The sequence below is a fragment of the Niveispirillum lacus genome (genome assembly GCF_002251795.1).
GTDB lineage: Bacteria > Pseudomonadota > Alphaproteobacteria > Azospirillales > Azospirillaceae > Niveispirillum > Niveispirillum lacus.
In genome coordinates, this window is sequence record NZ_NOXU01000032.1 from 249015 (window position 1) to 266488 (window position 17474).

The following is a 17474-nucleotide window of genomic DNA, read 5'->3' on the forward strand; positions in this document are numbered from 1 at the left end:
CCCTGAATATAAAGAAACGAGGGCCGGGATAAGCCCGACCCTCGCTCACCCTTCTCAGCGCTTCACGACGATCTGCTTGCCGTCGTAAACCACCTCACGCTCTCCCTTCACGTTGAAGTCGGTCGCCTTGCTGTTGGGGCCGTCGATCCAGCGCACGCGGATGGTCCGCTTTTTCACCATGCCGGGGAAGGCACCCTGTCGGTCAGCGATGGTCAATTCGCCCTTGGCCTGGCTCCAGCTTATCTTGATGCGGCTGAATTCACCCTTCTCATAGCCATAGGTGGTGCCTTCATCCTCATAGAGGTCGAAGGACCCATCGGCCCCAGCATAGACGTTGATCAACAGCGAACCATCCTGCTTGTCTGCCGTCGACTGCACGGCCGGGCCGGTCGGGATGATGGCCCCTTCCCGCACGAACAGCGGGATGCGGGTCAGCGGCGCATCCACGGTGACTTGTTGGCCACCCGTCAGCTTCTCACCCGTGTAGAAATCCACCCAGTTAGCCCCGGCGGGCAGATACACTTCCTTGGCCGTGGCGCCTTGCGTATAGACGGGGGCCACCAGGATGCTGGGACCGAAAAGGTACTGCGTGCCCAGATTCTTCACCTTGGGATCGGCCGGAAAATCCTGCGCCAGGGCGCGCATGATGGTGCCGTCCTTGTGCCAGGTGTCACCGGCCAGTGTGTAGATATAGGGCAGCAGGCTGTAGCGCAGCTTGGTGTACCAGACCATGGACTGATACACGTCGGAACCTTCCGGCGCGATATTATAGATCTCGCGCAGCGGGAACTGCCCGTGGCTGCGGAACAGCGGGCTGAAAGCCCCGAACTGGAACCAGCGCAGGTTCAACTCCCGCCATTCAGCCTGATCCTCCGGCTTCATGGGCTGGGCCTCGAACCGCTTTTCAACCGAGAAGCCACCAATATCAGAGGTCCAGTTGGGCAGGCCCGACAGGGAGGTGCTGATGCCTGCCGCGATCTGATGTTCCAGATCGACAAAGCGTGACACCACATCACCCGACCAGACCGCCATACCATGGCGCTGCTGACCGGCGAAGCCAGACCGGGTCAGGATGAAGCTGCGCTGACCGCCATCATCGCGGCGTTCACCCTCATACACGGCCTTGGTCTGCATCAGAGGATAGGTATTGAAAAAGGCCGCCCCCGGCCCCATCGCCGTGGGGCCAATGCGCAGTTTCACCTCTTCAATTGGCAAGTTGGAATGGACGTCCGGTTCGGTATTGTCCAGCCACCAGGCATCAATCTTCAGCACGTTCAGTTTGTCGCGCATCTGTCGCCAGAAGATATCGCGCGCTTCCTGGCTGTAGGGATCGTAATGGGCGTTCAGATAGCCCTCTCCGATCCAATCCCGTTCGCCCATCTCAACATTGCGACGGTAGATATAGCCCTTGGCGTCCAGCTCCTTGTAATGCTCCGTATTGGGATAGAATTTGGGCCAGACGGAGATCATGAAGCGGGCGTTCAGCTTGTGCACTTCCTGCACCATGCCGGCCGGATCGGGGAAGCGGGCCTTATCGAAATCATGGCTGCCCCAGGCATCCTCGGGCCAGTAGTTCCAGTCCAGAACGATATTGTCCAACGGGATACCGCGCTTGCGATATTCCTTGACCGTGCCCACCACCTCGTCCTGGGTCTTGTACCGCTCCCGGCTTTGCCAGAACCCATAGGCCCAGCGCGGCAGCACGACCGACTTGCCGGTCAATTGGCGGTACCCGGCAATCACCCCGTCAATGTCGTCACCGGCGATGACATAATAGTCCAGCGCATGGGCCACTTCCGACGATAGCGACAGGGCATAACGCTGTTCAGGCGGCAGGGGGTCTTGATGCGACACGCCGATATAGCCGCCATCGGGCTGCCATTCGACGCGGATATCGTGCTGTTTGCCCGCTTCCAGGGCGACCTCGAAATTATGGAACCAGGGGTTCCAGTTCTGACGCCAGCGATGGATAATTTCCTTTCCGTCAATGAAGACGGTGGCATAGCCCGATGAATAGAGCTGGAACTTATGCGTGCCGGCCTTGTCGGTGCTGATCTTGCCCTGCCAGGTGACCTTCTGGCCCGGCGTGTCACGGGTCTTGTCGGGGCGGCGGTTTCCGCCCACCTCTGCCGGCCAGACCAACAGATCATCCAGATCGCGCCAGTCGATCTTGCTCTCCCGTCGAACCAGCTTGGCCTCGCCATCCTTGCTATAGGTGGCAGTCAAGGCCCCTTCCTTGCCCTCGGCATCAAACAGCTTCAGCGACCCATCCAGATCGGCGTAATCATGCGGCACGCCAAAACGGGTGATGGAGTTGTTGTCCCATAACAGGCCGTAGTTGCGGCTGGACACCACGAAGGGCACGGCGATGTCCATATTGTGCTGGGCCAGACGCAGATCCTCGCCGTTCCAGTTCAGCACCCCGTTCTGATGCTGACCCAGGCCGTAAAACGCCTCATCCGTACCGGGATTAAAGGTCTGGCTGATCGTGTAATAGTCGCGGTCCAGCACCTTCACGGGCGCGATGGAACCGCGATCCTTTTCGGCCAGCAGTTCTTTGCCGTTCTTGTCCAGGAAACGGACGGTACCCGTAGCCAGTGTCAGTTCCGCGACCAGGGCCGGCGTCTTCAGGCGGGCGACCTTGCCATCCTGTTCGATACTGAAACCATCCTTGGCGGGACCAGCCACCGTGACCAGACTGGCAGGAAGATCCAGACTGTCGGTCGGCGCCGCCGTGACACGGATGGTGCGATCGTTGATCACCTGCAGACGCAGCTTCTTCACCGGGCCCGAAGCCAAGGTGGCGACCAGACCATCCTGGGTCTGCTGCACGGAACCCGGCTGCACCACCTGAACCACGGTGTCGCCACCGGATTTGGCCCCGCCATCACAGCCGGCCAGCAGCAGCAGCGGCAAAAGGGCCGCACGGGCCAGCATTGTGGATCGAAAAGTCATGCGTCTGTTTCTCCCTCGCAAACTGCCAATGTTGTTGATGGGGGCCTGCGCCCCTCACTTCGTCGGATATGTCGCCAGTTTCACGCGCAGGATCTGGGCGCGGTCCGTCAGGTTCAGGCCATAATCGGTTTGGTCGCCGTTCCAGACGCGATCCGCGACCCAGACGCCATCGACAAATCGCCCTTCCTCCACCCGGTCGAAGAGGCGACCGCGCCCGTCGCGCGTGCTGACAAAATCCACGCGCACATGCATGCCGGTGACCAGATAGTCATCCTTGCCCATCTCAATCACCACGGCCCCCCCCATGGGCGTGGGGTTGCCGGGCGGCTTGTCCATGCCGAACTGGCCCAGCCCATAGGACAGTTCCAGTGTCCAGGGTGCCTCGCCCAGGGTGATGGCCTCGCGGTGCTCGGCCTGCGGCTCCGCCCCACCCCAGACTTTGCCCTTCAGGCTGCGTTCGGCAATCAGGCTGGCCAACGGCGTGACCGCACGATAGGCCAAGGCAAAGGGCGCCAGGGTTTCCGGTGTGATCTTCGTGGCCCCCAAGGGGGCGTTGGAATAGCCGGTATAATCCAGACCAAACGGGCTGAACCCGATCCCCTGCTGCCCCAGCACCGCGAACAGATAGCGGGCATAGACCGCCTTGCTGCCCATCTCTGCCACCATCAGGGCATTGTCGGGCCGGCCATATTGTTCCAGCGTCTTGGTATAGGGCGCATAGCCGTCCATATAGATGTCGGGCGCCAGAAAATCGATATTGGGTGCCGCAGCCTTCCAGATATCCAGCACGTTCCAGGTCGGTCCGCCGGCAGAATAGGTGTAGGGGTCCTGGTCATTGAACGGGTCGCGCAGCGCCGCGTTCACATACATGGGCAGGTCATATTCCTTGATACCCGCGGCCGCCACCTCGTCGCAGTAGCGACCGATATGCCAGGCGTGGAAAAATTCATCAGCATCCTTGCCGAACACGTCGCGCCAGGTTCCAGGCTTCTTGCCCATGGCCTTCACCAGATCGGCGGGAACGGGGCCGTTGAACAGCTTTTCCGCCACCTTGCCATGGTCACGGATGGCGCCATAGGTGCCGACCTCATTCTGTACCTGAACCATGATGACCGTGCGCTGGGGGTCCACCTTCTTCAGATGGCGCATCAGGGCGGCAAAGGCGCGTTTGTCGGCCTCCAGCGTTTCCTTACCATGGGGGGACAAGGAATTGCGGATGATGCCCTTGGCCTCCACCACACGCGGGAAACGGTCATTGTTCAGCTTGACCCAGGCAGGTGCGTAATTGGGGCTGTTATTCTTCCAGGTGGCAAACCACAGCGGGATCAGCCGTACATTATTGGCGCGGGCCTGTTCCAGCAGATGATCGACAAAGCTGAAATCGAACTGACCTTCCTTGGGTTCGATCTGCTCCCAGGCGATGGGCACCTGAACCGTGTTGGCGCCCACCTCCTTCACCGCCGGCCAGACCTGGGTCAGGGGAGCGGGATAGTTGCTGGAATTATTGACCTGCGCGCCCAGGATCAGGAACGGCTTGCCATCCACCAGCAGGGCATGGCGTCCCTGTTCAGTGACCATACGCGGCAGGGGGGCATCGGCGGCCAGCACCGGGCCGGCCAACAGGCCGACCGACAGAAGGCCGGCAGCCAACAGTTTGGAAAAGCAGGAAACAGGCATCACGGCTCCATTCGGGGTCGGGTGCAGAACATCTCAGGCGGCAGTGGCTGACGCTTTGCAGTGGCGGTTGATGAAATCACGGTGTAATGGCATCGCAGCCACGGACCGGCGCACATGGTCCAGATGCCGCGACAGGCGCTGTCGCAAATCAGGCTCGCGCACCACATCCGCCATCGGGTCGTAGGCGATGGGCTCTATCCCCTGACCCAGGAACACCGCAACCCAACTGGCCTCGACAAATAGCTGCCCATCGACCCTTGCCACCCGTCCGCGCGCGCGGAACAGCTCCATCTTGTGGCGCAGACTGTCGGGAACGGGCATGGTCCGCACATAATTCCAGAAGTCGGAATCATCACGGTCTGTCGCGTGGTAATGCAGGATCAGGAAGTCGCGGATATGTTCATATTCCGCCTCTGTCAGGCGGTTGAACTCATCGCGCGTCACCTGATCCTTGATATCGGTAGGCATCAGGGCCAGCAGACGGAACAGGGCTGTCTGCACCAGATGGATCGATGTGCTTTCCAGTGGCTCCAGGAAACCTGACGCCAGGCCGATGGCCACTACATTGCGTTCCCAGCACCGTTCGCGCCGTCCCGCAGTGAAGCGCAGGGGCCGTGGATCGGCCTGCACCTTGCCATCCAGATTGCCAAGCAGAATGGCTTCTGCCTCTTCGTCCGACATGAAAGCAGATGAATAGACATGGCCGTTGCCGATCCTGTGCTGCAAGGGAATACGCCACTGCCAGCCGGCGGTATGCGCGGTGGAGCGGGTATAGGGCGTGATCGCCTCTCCCCCTTCGCACGGGACAGCCAGGGCGCGGTCACAGGGCAAATACCGGCTCCAATCCTTGAACCCGACCCCCAGCGTCTGGCCCAGCAACAGGGAGCGGAAGCCAGAGCAGTCGATGAACAGGTCGCCGGTGACGCTGCTGCCATCGGCGAGATCAAGATGGGTGACATAACCATCTTCGGCGCGCTGCCGGATACTGGTGATGCGCCCCTCGATCCGCGTCACACCGGCGCGCGTCGCGTAGTCGCGCAGATAGGCCGCATAAAGGGCCGCATCGAAATGATAGGCATAGGCCAGAACCGGCCCGCCCGGCGGCCCATCGGGCATTTCCGGCGCAAAGCGCCCCTGTCGTGCAGCGGCAATGGCAGGGCAGTAATCACCGATATCCGTGCCATCGCCCAGTGCGCGCAGGCGCAACCAGTAATGATGGAACGATACGGCATCCATGTTGCCGCCATAGGTGCCGAACGGATGGATGTAGGACTGGCCCTTGCGGTGCCAGTTACGAAACTCAATTCCCAGCTTAAAGCTGGCTTGGGTGCGAGCGACAAAGTCGCGTTCATCAATACCCAGAAGCTGGTTAAAGAATTGGATGGGCGGAATGGTGGCCTCACCCACGCCGACCGTGCCGATTTCGGTAGATTCAATCAGGGTAATCCGACCCAAACGGCCCTTCGTCGACTTGGCCAGAATGGCTGCCGCCATCCACCCTGCGGTACCACCGCCGACAATGACAATGTCATGTGCCTTGGACTTCATCATCCATCCTCCCGGTCACCTGCGCCTTTGCGGCACTTTGGATAACGGTAACATCGTCCGACTTAGGCCCGCCCTAAAAAAGAAGGCCCGGACCGGCGGTGACGCCGGTCCGGAAGTTTCCAGCCCTGGGAGGGGTCTGGGAGCCTTAACGGGCGCCCATCGGTCAGGGTGACCGACCGATGCCAAGCCGCAGAAGAGCGGCGCCCGGTACCTGAGGAACAGTTAGTAAGTCGCACGCAGGACAAAGGTGTAACGCCGGTCGGCATCCACCCAGTTATGCATGGTCAGCCTGCCTGGGAACCCGACCAAAACCTTGGTGCGGGAGTTGGACAGGTTGGCGGCTTCAACGCCTGCCTTCAGATGTTCATTGATGGTGAAGAAGGCTGATGCATCCAACTGACCATAATCATCCGCCCAAGCCGGGATGTTGATATTGGCAGCCGTAGTGGTCAGCAGGTAACGCTGACGCCAGTTCCACGCCAGACGCAGGGAAACAGGTCCCTTTTCGTACAAGGCCTGAACATTGTAGGACCATTTCGACATGCCTTCCAATGGCAGGTTGGTTGATCCTTGGACGTTGGCCTGCTGGTTGGCATCAAACGGGTTAACAGCGGCGTTGCGGGTACCCTTGGACTGGATATGGGTAACGTTGGCCTGCAGGCCCAGACCGTTGAACGGCTCTGGCAGGAAATCATAGAACTGCGAATAGGCCAGTTCAAAACCCTTGATGCTGCCCTTGCCGGCATTATAGGGCCGGGTGGCAAACACATCACGGGTCACGCCATTATTGGTGAATTTCACCGTCTGGAGCGTATTGGTGATGAAGTCGTAGATATCCTTATAGAACACCACGCCCGTCAGGCTGCCGGTCGGCGCAAAGTACCATTCCAGCGACGTGTCGAACTGGTTGGAACGCAGCGGTTTCAGGTCCGGATTACCGGCATTACCTTTGAACTGGTAGACGCAGTTGGTGACATTGCCAGGACCGGAGCCGCTCTGGCAGACGCCATTGACCAGGTGCCCACCCTCAGCAGAAATATTGGCCGTCGGCTGCAACTGCTGAAGGTCCGGCCGCACAATCGAACTGCCAGCGGCGAAACGCCATTGTAGTTCATCGGTCAGCTTCACGCGGACATTCAGGCTGGGCAGCACATAGTCATAGCTGCGGCCCCCTTCGATGGGTGAACGTGCCCCGTTCAGGAATGCCAGATCCTGCGCAAGAGCCCCTGGGCCGAGGTTGAGGGACCCCGCCGACTGCACGACAGAGAAGCCCTGACCCTTTGTCTCAGTATGGACGTAACGCAGGCCGATATTGCCATCCAGATCCTTGTCCTCACCGAACAACTTGATCTGATTGGAGAAGCGGAGCAGGCCGTAGGCAGCCCAGGTTTCTTCCTGCTGACGGTTCACACCGCCGCCGCCACCGGTCTGGGCCTCGAAGTCACCGTTGAACGGGCGCCAACCGCCACCCCAATCCGGTTCCTTCTGGATCGACCGGACAGCGGCGGCACCGGCAACATAATTCTTGGCCAGCGTGCCGTCCGGCACTAGGAACACGCCCGGCAGCTTGATGTCGCCGCGCATGAAATCATCATCGCCATAGGTGGTGAAAGGCACCGCCGTGGATGTGCTCAGTGTGGCCAGACCGGCCCCCGTCCAGGGTTGGCTGATCCAACCCCAGTTGTAGTTGCTGTCACGGGTGATGGCCTCACGCTTATTATGGCGCACGCCGAACCGGGCCGACGCCAGCCAATCATCGTCGAACGTGTATTCGGTATCGAACCGTTCGGCCCACTGGTCAGCTTGGTTGCGCTGATGGTTATCCATCGCGGCGCTGTAGAAATAATTGGCAGGGTTAGACAGGTAGCTGCTGGCAATATCCAGCGTCACCTTGGGCAACCCGCCCGTCAGATCCAGTGTTGAAGCGGGAACTGCCGACCCACCAGGCAACACGTTAAAGATGGTGAAGTCGATCGACTTGGTCTTTGACTTCACATATTGCACGTCACCGGTGAACGACCAGCGGTCATTCGGGTTGAACTTAATGTTCAGCGATGCATCTTCGGTAGTGGAGTACCGCCGATTCCAGCGGGCGTCCAGCAGGTCGATATCCTGCGTGGTGCCGGTGCCGTCAGCAGCATTGGCAATCGTACCCTTGATGAAATAGCCGCGATCATCATAGGTGAAACTGGTGCCACGCGCCGGGCCGTTAGCCGATCCGGTATTCAGGCCCACCACATGTTCAAGCGCCGCCTGCTCGGCGGCGGAACGCAGATATTGGGCCGTAATGTCCCAGCGCGCGTCGGGCCGCCATTGCACCACGCCGGCCACACCGAACCGCTCACGCTCGAAATCCAGGGTACGATAGCCCCAGCCGTCGGGCACAAAGACGGTCCGGCCGGGCGCCACGCCAGCAATATAGTTGGCGGGCTTGTTGGTGGCATTGGGGTCGGCACCGACACGCTCACGATAGGCATTGACAGAGAAGGTGTCGGCCCGGGTCGCCAGCTCTGAATAGGCGACATCGACCAGAACGCCGAACTCACCGAGCTTGTTATGGTCCCACCGATCGGAGTAAAGGACCGAACCGGACGGTTTTCCTTGCTTGCGCAGGTCAGCATAGGAATAGTCGACAGACCCGGCGATAATCCGCCCTTTGGCGTCGAATGGTGTACGGGTACGCAGGTTGACCAGACCGCCAAGGCCCCCTTCGATCATGTCGGCCGAGGGATTCTTATACACGTCCACGCCGGCCATAAGTTCGGGCGGCACATCCTCAAAGCCCAACGCCCGGCCATTGCTGGCACCGAAACTGTCGCGGCCGTTGAACTCACCCCGCACCAGCGACAGGCCACGGATCTGCACGCCGCTGCCTTCGATCGACAAACGGTCAGCGTCACGGCCATTGGCGGTACGGCCAATGGTGATGCCGGGGATACGCTGCAGCACTTCGGTTACCGACCGGTCCGGCAACGCACCGATATCCACAGCAGTCACGCTGTCGACCAGTTGTTCGGCATTCTGCTTGATGGCCTGGGCGGACTGAACCTGGGCGCGGATACCGGTGACGATAATCTCTTCGAGCTGTGTGCCACCATCCGCCGTCTGCGCCAGCGTCGCCTGCATTGGCAACAGCGCTGTCAACGCGACCAGCGACGCACCACGACAGATGCTTCTTCCAACCTTGCTACCGCTCATCTCAATTCCCCCCGTCGTTGCTTTCTTGACTAGGCTGGACCATGGTGACCGCCATGGTGCTTGGGTGGTGACCATCCCCGATCCGGGTTGCGGCCTCAGGGCTGCTGTACAGCGGCGGGACAGATGGCGTCGGACACGTCCGACACGATCCTGACCGTCGCCACGGAAAGGCCCGCGGGCGCGCCCGTGGCCAAACTGAACGGCGTTTCGACTGATGTCAGCGATGCTCCGGCCTGCTTAAAACAGGACAAACGCAGCTTGACCGATTGCCATTGTCCGATGGGGGCCGTACGCAGGGTGGGTGTGAGGTCCAGGGCCGCGCCCTGGCCGATGGCGACCCGCACGATACCGGCAGGAGCCTGATCGACCCGGTAATCGATCAACAGGGCATTACCCAACGACAAGCGGTCCAGATTCAGGGCCGGACCACCAGTCACGATCAGGGCCGCATCGCCCTTGCCCGTCCAGGACAGGGCGCGCCCGGCCCCCTGCAGCCCGCCGGCATCGACTGGCCGCAGCGACAGCGCCTCGCCTGCTGTCACTATACTGCCGTCATTGCCGACGGGCACCTGCACCGCCCCGTGGCGCAGGGCAAAGGTCCAAGGCGCTGGGTTACGACCGCGCACGAACCAGGTATCGGTATTGGCCGCCGCCGGCGACACGCCCGATTGTTCGGACAAAGGACGCGCCAGCGCCGCCACGGGCTTGGACGTGCCTGCGTAATCCAGGCCATACCCCAGCGGGAACAGCGGCGCGTAACCTGGCTGATCCTTGTTCAGCACGGCCTGTGCGGCATTGTTCGGCCAGGAAAAGGACAACCGCCCCTGGAAATCCCGGCGGGGTTTGCCGTCTTTGTCACCGATCAGCACATCGGCCACGGCCCCACCTTCGCTGCCGGGCAGCCAGGCTGCCACAAATGCGTCGGATGCGTTGATTTCGGGATTGACCCAGAGCGGCCGACCCGACAGGAACACCGCCACCACCGGAATGCCCCGCGCCCGCAGCTTTTTCAGCAGAGCCAGGTCGGACTTGTCGCCCGGTTGATATTCCAGGGTTGGGATGTCGCCCTGCCCTTCCGCGTAGGGTGTTTCACCGAACACGACGATGGCGGCATCGACCTTATCCTGGGCACTACCGTCGACGGACAGCACCGCCGCGCCGCCCTGCGCGGCCAGCGTCTCCTGCACCCCCGCAAAGATCGACTGACCGTTGGGAAAATCGCTGTTCTTGTTGCCCGTCCCTTGCCAGGACAGCGACCAGCCGCCGGACTGCCGACCAATGTCATCGGCACCGCTGCCGGCAACCATGACCCTCGCATTGCCTTTCAAAGGCAGGACATTGCCCTGGTTCTTTAACAATACCAATGATTTGGCTGCTGCTTCCCGTGCCAGGGCCCGGTGGTCGGCATTGCCCAACAACTCTGCGCGTCCTTCCAGCGGCCGCGCCGCCTCGAACAGGCCCAGACGGAATTTCACGCGCAAGATGCGGCGTACCGCATCATCCAGGCGGGCCGTCGGGATGGTCCCCGCCTTCACCTGCGCGACCATGGTCTTGAACAACGCCTTCCAATCGTAGGGCGTCATCAACATGTCAATCCCGGCCAGGACGGCGGCAACGCAATCATCCTCCTTACACCCAGGCACCTGGGCATGGCCATTCCAGTCGCTGATGACGAACCCGTCGAAACCCCAGCGATCCTTCAGTACACCCTGTAACAACGTGCCATTGCCGTGCATCTTCACCCCCTGCCAGGAGGAAAAGCTGACCATGACGGTCATGGCCCCGGCCTGAATTGCGGGGGGATAGCCGGCCGCATGAATGCGGACCAGTTCATCCTCACTCACCACCGTATCGCCCTGGTCAATGCCGCCGGTCGTACCGCCATCACCGAGAAAATGTTTGGCCGAGGCTGCAACCCGCCCCTTCTGGACAGCGCTGTCATTATTACCAAGGGAATAAACGCCCTGCAGCCCTTCTACCATGGCCCCGGCATAGCGGCGCACAAGGTCGGGATCTTCCGAATAGCCTTCATAAGTGCGGCCCCAGCGGTCATCCCGTGGCACAGCCAATGTCGGCGCGAAAGCCCAGTCCATGCCCGCCGCCGCGGTTTCAACCGCTGTTGCGGCACCGATCCGACGGATCAGGTCGGGATCATTGGCTGCGCCCAAACCGATATTATGCGGAAACAACGTCGCACCAACGACATTACTGTTCCCATGCACGGCATCGATGCCGAAAATCAGGGGGATCGGTTCATGCCCCGGCCGCTGTTCCAGGGCCACGGCACGCAAGGCACGGGCCGTTTCCACCCACGGCCCCACAGCCGACCGGTCGGGTGCGCCGAACGGCGCACTGTCGCCGCCGGCCAACACTGATCCCAAGGGGTACTCACGCAGATCCGACGGCTTTATCGACGGCAGGTCGGCCTGGATCATTTGGCCAACCTTCTGCTCCACGCTCATACGGGATAACAGGACAGTGATCCGGTCCTCAGTTGCAGCATCGGCCAGTTTCGGCGCAGCAAAAGCGGGCCAACGGGCGGGATTGGCAATCCCGGTCTTACCATCGGAACCGGGGGGCACCACACCAGCGCCCGCACCAGCCGACAGGAGCAAACCCACGGTTAAGCCACCGGCAATCCCGCACAAAAGGATGTTGCGCAACTTCATCGGACGCCTTCCCTATGGGCGGCAGGACGGCCTTTTCATCGCCGTTCTCTGTGCCCGCATTTCCCCCAAAAACCACCCGCGTTCCATTCGGATGTTTGTCTTATTTATCGAATGATAGCGCTATCAACGACGGTATGCAAGGGTGTATAGATTATTTATCCGATAAATACGTCCGTTATATCGCCAAGCGCCGAAGCAAAAACAACCGCAAGGGGGGAAAGGGAAATGTTGCTGACCAGACGCCATCTTCTGGGTGCGGTGTCGGCTGCGGGGCTGGCAGCCCTGCCGGCCGGGGCCAGTGCAAACGGCCCGTTTCAGCCGACATGGGATAGTCTTGCCAACGGCTATCGCACACCGGATTGGTTCCGCGATGCCAAGCTGGGTCTATGGGCGCATTGGGGACCGCAATGCGTGCCCGAGGTCGGGGACTGGTATGGCCGCTTCATGTATATGCAAGGCCATCGCATGTATGATCATCACCTGAAGACCTATGGCCACCCGGCTGACACCGGCTTCATGGAAATCATCGGTCGCTGGAAAGCGGAGAATTGGAATCCGGCGGACCTGATGGGCCGCTATCAGCGGGCTGGCGCCCGCTATGTCGTGGCGATGGCCCAACATCATGACAATTTCGACTGTTTCGACAGTCGCTGGCATGGTTGGAATTCAACGCGGGTGGGGCCAAAACGCGACATTGTCGGGATCTGGGCAAGACTGGCACGGCGGGCCGGCCTGCGTTTTGGCATCTCCAATCATGGTGCCCATTCCTGGCATTGGTTCCAAACGGCCTATGGCTATGATCCGGAAGGACCGAAAGCCGGCATCCGCTATGACGCCCACCGCCTGACACGCGCTGACGGCAAGGGCACATGGTGGGACGGGCTGGACCCGCAGGACCTTTATGGTGGCCCGATGCGAGTGGCCCCCGACGGCATCGCCACGGTAAAGGCGATGAAGGAATGGCACGACACTCATACCGGCCAGTGGCTTGAAACACCGCCACCGGGCCATCCCGCCTTCGTCAAATCCTGGTATCTGCGTGCCCTGGACGTCATTGAAAAATACCGGCCCGATCTGGTTTATTTCGATAATTACGGCCTGCCCTTCGGACAGGTCGGGCTGGATTTGGTGGCTCGATACTACAACCTGTCGCACCAATGGCATGGCGGTCGAATGGACGTGGTGGCCAATGGCAAACGGCTGGCCACCGACACACAGCGCCGCGCCATTGTGGAGGATCATGAACGCAGCTTTGTCGAGGATATCCGACCGGACCCCTGGCAAACCTGCACCTGCATCGGTCAGTGGCATTACGACCGGCCGCTTTACGAACGTGGCGGCTACAAATCCCTGCGGCAGGTGGTGCAAAGCCTGTCCGACATCGTTTCAAAGAACGGCAATCTGTTGCTGTCTGTGCCCCTGCGGGGCGATGGCAGCCTCGATGATTTGGAGATACGCTTTCTCGACGGTCTGGCCGCCTGGACAACCACCAATGGAGAGGCGATTTTTGCCACCCGGCCCTGGCGGCGCTTTGGTGAAGGCCCAACCCGGTTCGCGCAGGATGAGGCAAAGCAGGCGCCCTTCACCCCGGCTGATCTGCGCTTCACGGTACGCGGGCAGCATCTTTACGTTCTGGTCATGGACTGGCCCGCCGACGGGCGCCTGTTGGTGACATCCCTGGCCGGCGACGGCAATGGTGTGGTTGACCGGGTCGACCTGCTGGGCCGTGACGGCACACCCCTGGCCTTTCGTCAGACCGAAACCGGGCTGGAACTTAGCCTGCCCGACCGGCCCAACGACACGCCCATGCTGGCCCTGCGCCTCTCGGGGCGCGGTCTCGTCTGATCGCGCGCAAAAACTACAAAGCCGGAGGAAACCATGCCCCTACCCCGTTTCCTGGTTCTCGCCCTGATACTGACCCTGACCACACCTGCTTTCGCGGCCCCCATCGACCTTGCCTCCCCCAATGGCAAGGTCCGTGTCCGCCTTGACCAGGACAATGCGGCGCGGTTGACCTATGCCGTCACCTATGATGGCACAGCCATCCTATCGCCTTCCATCCTGGGCCTGGATCTGGACGGACAGCGCAAGCCCCTGGTCGGCGGCCTCACCATCACCGACACCAGCACGCGCAGCCACGATGGCCAGTATCGTCTCACTGTGGGCAAGGTCGCCTCGGCCCGTGACCATTTCAACGAGCTGACCGTGTCTCTGGCGGAAACCAATGCACCGGGGCGCCGGTTGGATATCATCCTGCGCGCCTATGATGACGGGGTGGCTTTGCGTTACCGGGTGCCGGCCCAATCGGGAATGACCGATTTTGTCCTTCGCCAGGAACGCACCCGCTTCAGCTTCGCCGGCGATTTTTCTTGCTGGGGCCTCAATCTAGGCCATTTCCGCACCGCGCATGAGGGCGAGTTTGACCCCGTCATGGCGAGCCGCATCCGGCCCACCCATCTGTACGAAGCGCCGCTGGTCTGCCAAACGGCACCCGGTGGCCCGGCCTTTGCCATCGCGGAGGCGGATTTACGCGATTATGCCGGCCTGTACTTGACCCGCCCCGGTGATGGTAGCCTCGGGGTGGAAAGCGTGCTGTCCCCGCGTCCCGATGAACCCAAGATCGCCGTCCGGCGCCCCCTGCCCGCCGCTGGTGCCTTCAGTCCCTGGCGCGTGCTGATGCTGGCCCGACATCCCGGTGCGTTGAATGAAAGCAATCTGATCACCACCCTCAATCCTGATCCCGGCTTTAGGGACACAAGCTGGATCAAACCGGGCAAGGCGACCTGGGACTGGTGGAATGGGTGGCGGGCGCCCGACGCGCAGAATAAGGCGCAGGCCAATGACGCCACCGTCACCGCTTTTATCGACCAAGCCGCTGCCCTAGGGCTGGAATACATGCTCATTGATGACGGCTGGTACCTGAATTCCGGGGGCGAAGGTACGGTGAAGGACGGGGCCAACCTCATGCAGGTCACGCCTGGCCTGGATCTGCCCGCGATGATTGCTTATGCCCACAAAAAGGGGGTCGGCCTCTGGTTGTGGATGCATTGGGAAGTGCTGGAGCCTCGGATGGACGAGGTCCTGGCCCACTATGCCAGCCTGGGGATCAAGGGCATCAAGGTCGACTTCATGGACCGGGATGACCAATGGATGGTGGACTTCTACCACCGTCTGCTCTCCACAGCGGCCAAGCATAAACTGATGGTCAACCTGCACGGCGCTTATCACCCGACGGGCCTGATCCGCAGTTACCCCCACTATTTGACCCAGGAAGGTGTGTTGGGGGCGGAGTACAATAAATGGTCCAGCCGAATCACGCCCAGCCACAATGTGATGCTGGCCTATACCCGTCTGCTGCTGGGGCCGATGGACTACACGCCCGGCGGTTTCCGCCATGCCACACCGGACACGTTCCAGTCCCGCTACACGCTTCCGGAGGTGCAGACCAGCCGCGCTCACGGTCTGGCACTTTATGTCGTTTATGATAGTCCGTTTGCCTGCGTCTCTGATAGTCCCGACGCCTATGCCGGGCAAGACGGGTTGGACTTCATCCGCGACGTCCCCACCAGTTGGGACGAGGTGCGGTTTGTCGCAGGCGAAGTCGGAACCTCTATCGCACTGGCACGGCGCAAGGGGGATGTCTGGTATGTTGGCATCCTGAACAATGAACAGGCCCGCCGCCTAGACCTGCCCCTGTCGTTCCTTGGCGCGGGCCGTTTCACCGCCGACATCATCGGCGATGGCCCCACCCCCTCCACGTTGACCCGCAACACCCGCTCCGCCAGCAGCAGCGACCGCCTTCTCGTGCCACTGGCCGCTGCCGGCGGCGGGGTCCTGATCCTGCGACCGATCAGATGATGGCAGCGCGGCAAGCTGGCGGCCATTCACCGGTTCAAAGTATAATCCGGTCACGGTACGTGGCGCATCTCAGAATGGCGTCGGGCGGCGCTGGCGACTGGCCCCCAGCAGTCGGCACCCTTCACGAGGTCAGGACGTAACGCCGTACGCGTCCCTGCCTTGCAGGAACCGCCCTTAACGCTTCACGTTCACTGGGGCCATAGTTTCGGTATCGCCCGTCACGTGCTCCGGTGCCATGTCCGACGCCAACCCAATCGCCTCGCCGACCAGCCCCTTCGCGTATGTGCCTTTTCGGCTGTTCTGGTTTGCCCGCATCGCGGCGATCCTGGCCCTGCAAATGCAGATCGTCGCTACCGGCTGGCGGGTCTACGACATATCGGGAAGCCCCCTGGCGCTGGGTCTGATCGGACTGGCGGAATTCTTGCCGTCTATTCTGTTGGTGCTTGTGACTGGTCACGTTGCTGACCGGTTCGATCGTCGTCGGGTGATCAATTTCTGTCAGGGGCTCGCCATTCTGGCCATGCTGGTGCTGTGGCTGGCGCTGTGGGATGACCAGACAAAGGCCCTTTGGCCGGCTTTTGTTGCCGTCACCATCCTGGGCACGGCACGGGCCTTTGAAATGCCGGCGGCGTCTTCTCTGGTGCCCAATCTGGTGCCGCCAGGGCTGTTTCCCCGAGCAGTCGCGCTGAACTCATCGGCCTGGCAGGCATCGGCCATCGTCGGGCCAGCGCTGGGCGGGTTGCTCTATGGTCTAATCGGCCATTGGGTTTTTGCCATCTGCGCCTTGCTGTTTGTCATTGCTTTCATTCTGGTGGCCCTGATTCGCCTGCCGGCGCGCACCATGGCAGCGGCCGTAAAGAAGGTCAGCCTGGAAACCCTGTTTGCCGGGTTCCGTTTCATCTGGTCGAAACCCATCGTGCTGGGCGCGATATCGCTAGATTTGTTTGCCGTGCTGCTGGGCGGCGCGACAGCGTTGCTGCCGGTGCTGGCCAAGGACCAGTTCGATGCCGGCCCGGTCATGGCCGGCATCCTGCGTGCCGCCCCCTCGGTTGGCGCCTTGGCCACGGGCTTGGCCCTGTCTGTGTGGCCGGTGCGACGACGGGTAGGCCGGGTGCTGTTTGTCTGCGTCGCAGCCTTTGGCGTCTGCACCATTCTCTTCGGGATGACCAGTTCGGCCCTGATCGCCGGCGGTGCGCTGGTGGTGATGGGGGCCGTCGATATGGTCAGCGTTTTTATCCGGCAGTCATTGGTCCAATTGGAAACACCCGATGATATGCGTGGCCGCGTCAGCGCCGTCAGCAGCCTGTTCATCGGCGCCTCCAACCAACTCGGCGAGTTCGAAAGTGGGCTCACCGCCTCGTGGTGGGGGGCCGGCCCGGCCGTCATTGTCGGCGGGGTGGGCACGCTGGTGGTGGTCGCACTCTGGTGCCTGCTGTTTCCGGCCCTGCGCAAGGTCGACCGGTTTCCCGGCGCATCCCCATCCGCCTAAGGGGCGGCAAACCATATCGTTCCGGGCAACACATCCTGCGCCGGCACGGCAACGGCCGCTAGGGCGCCGTTACACCCTGT

Annotated in this window: 8 protein-coding genes; 3 read left to right on the plus strand and 5 right to left on the minus strand. The window is 61.4% G+C overall.

Going from position 1 to position 17474, the window contains the following annotated elements:
• Positions 1–54: 54 nt before the first annotated feature.
• The 5 genes from CHU95_RS20335 to CHU95_RS20355 all read right to left on the minus strand — a co-directional run bounded on the left by CHU95_RS20335 (position 55) and on the right by CHU95_RS20355 (position 12047).
• Positions 55–2955, minus strand: coding sequence for a glycoside hydrolase family 31 protein (locus tag CHU95_RS20335; RefSeq protein ID WP_245838434.1), 2901 nt, complete (start codon positions 2953–2955; stop codon positions 55–57).
• 54 nt (positions 2956–3009) lie between these two features.
• Positions 3010–4632 (minus strand): DUF5597 domain-containing protein, encoded by a 1623-nt coding sequence (locus CHU95_RS20340; RefSeq protein WP_094458181.1) that lies wholly within the window; start codon positions 4630–4632, stop codon positions 3010–3012.
• A 33-nt stretch (positions 4633–4665) separates the two neighbouring features.
• Positions 4666–6183 (minus strand): tryptophan halogenase family protein, encoded by a 1518-nt coding sequence (locus tag CHU95_RS20345; protein ID WP_094458182.1) that lies wholly within the window; start codon positions 6181–6183, stop codon positions 4666–4668.
• A 219-nt stretch (positions 6184–6402) separates the two neighbouring features.
• Positions 6403–9378: a TonB-dependent receptor gene (locus CHU95_RS20350; RefSeq protein WP_165772285.1), complete on the minus strand. Its 2976-nt coding sequence runs from the start codon at positions 9376–9378 to the stop codon at positions 6403–6405.
• 95 nt (positions 9379–9473) lie between these two features.
• On the minus strand, positions 9474–12047 hold the full coding sequence (locus CHU95_RS20355) for a glycoside hydrolase family 3 protein (RefSeq protein ID WP_094458184.1): 2574 nt from the start codon (positions 12045–12047) through the stop codon (positions 9474–9476).
• 225 nt (positions 12048–12272) lie between these two features.
• Here CHU95_RS20355 and CHU95_RS20360 point away from each other — a divergent pair, with 225 nt between their 5' ends.
• The 3 genes from CHU95_RS20360 to CHU95_RS20370 all read left to right on the plus strand — a co-directional run bounded on the left by CHU95_RS20360 (position 12273) and on the right by CHU95_RS20370 (position 17394).
• Positions 12273–13892: an alpha-L-fucosidase gene (locus tag CHU95_RS20360; RefSeq protein ID WP_094458185.1), complete on the plus strand. Its 1620-nt coding sequence runs from the start codon at positions 12273–12275 to the stop codon at positions 13890–13892.
• 33 nt (positions 13893–13925) lie between these two features.
• Entirely contained in the window at positions 13926–15905 is a 1980-nt protein-coding gene (locus CHU95_RS20365; protein ID WP_094458186.1) for a glycoside hydrolase family 97 protein, read from the plus strand.
• Positions 15906–16140: 235 nt separating this feature from the next.
• On the plus strand, positions 16141–17394 hold the full coding sequence (locus tag CHU95_RS20370; protein ID WP_094458187.1) for an MFS transporter: 1254 nt from the start codon (positions 16141–16143) through the stop codon (positions 17392–17394).
• Positions 17395–17474 lie beyond the last annotated feature (80 nt).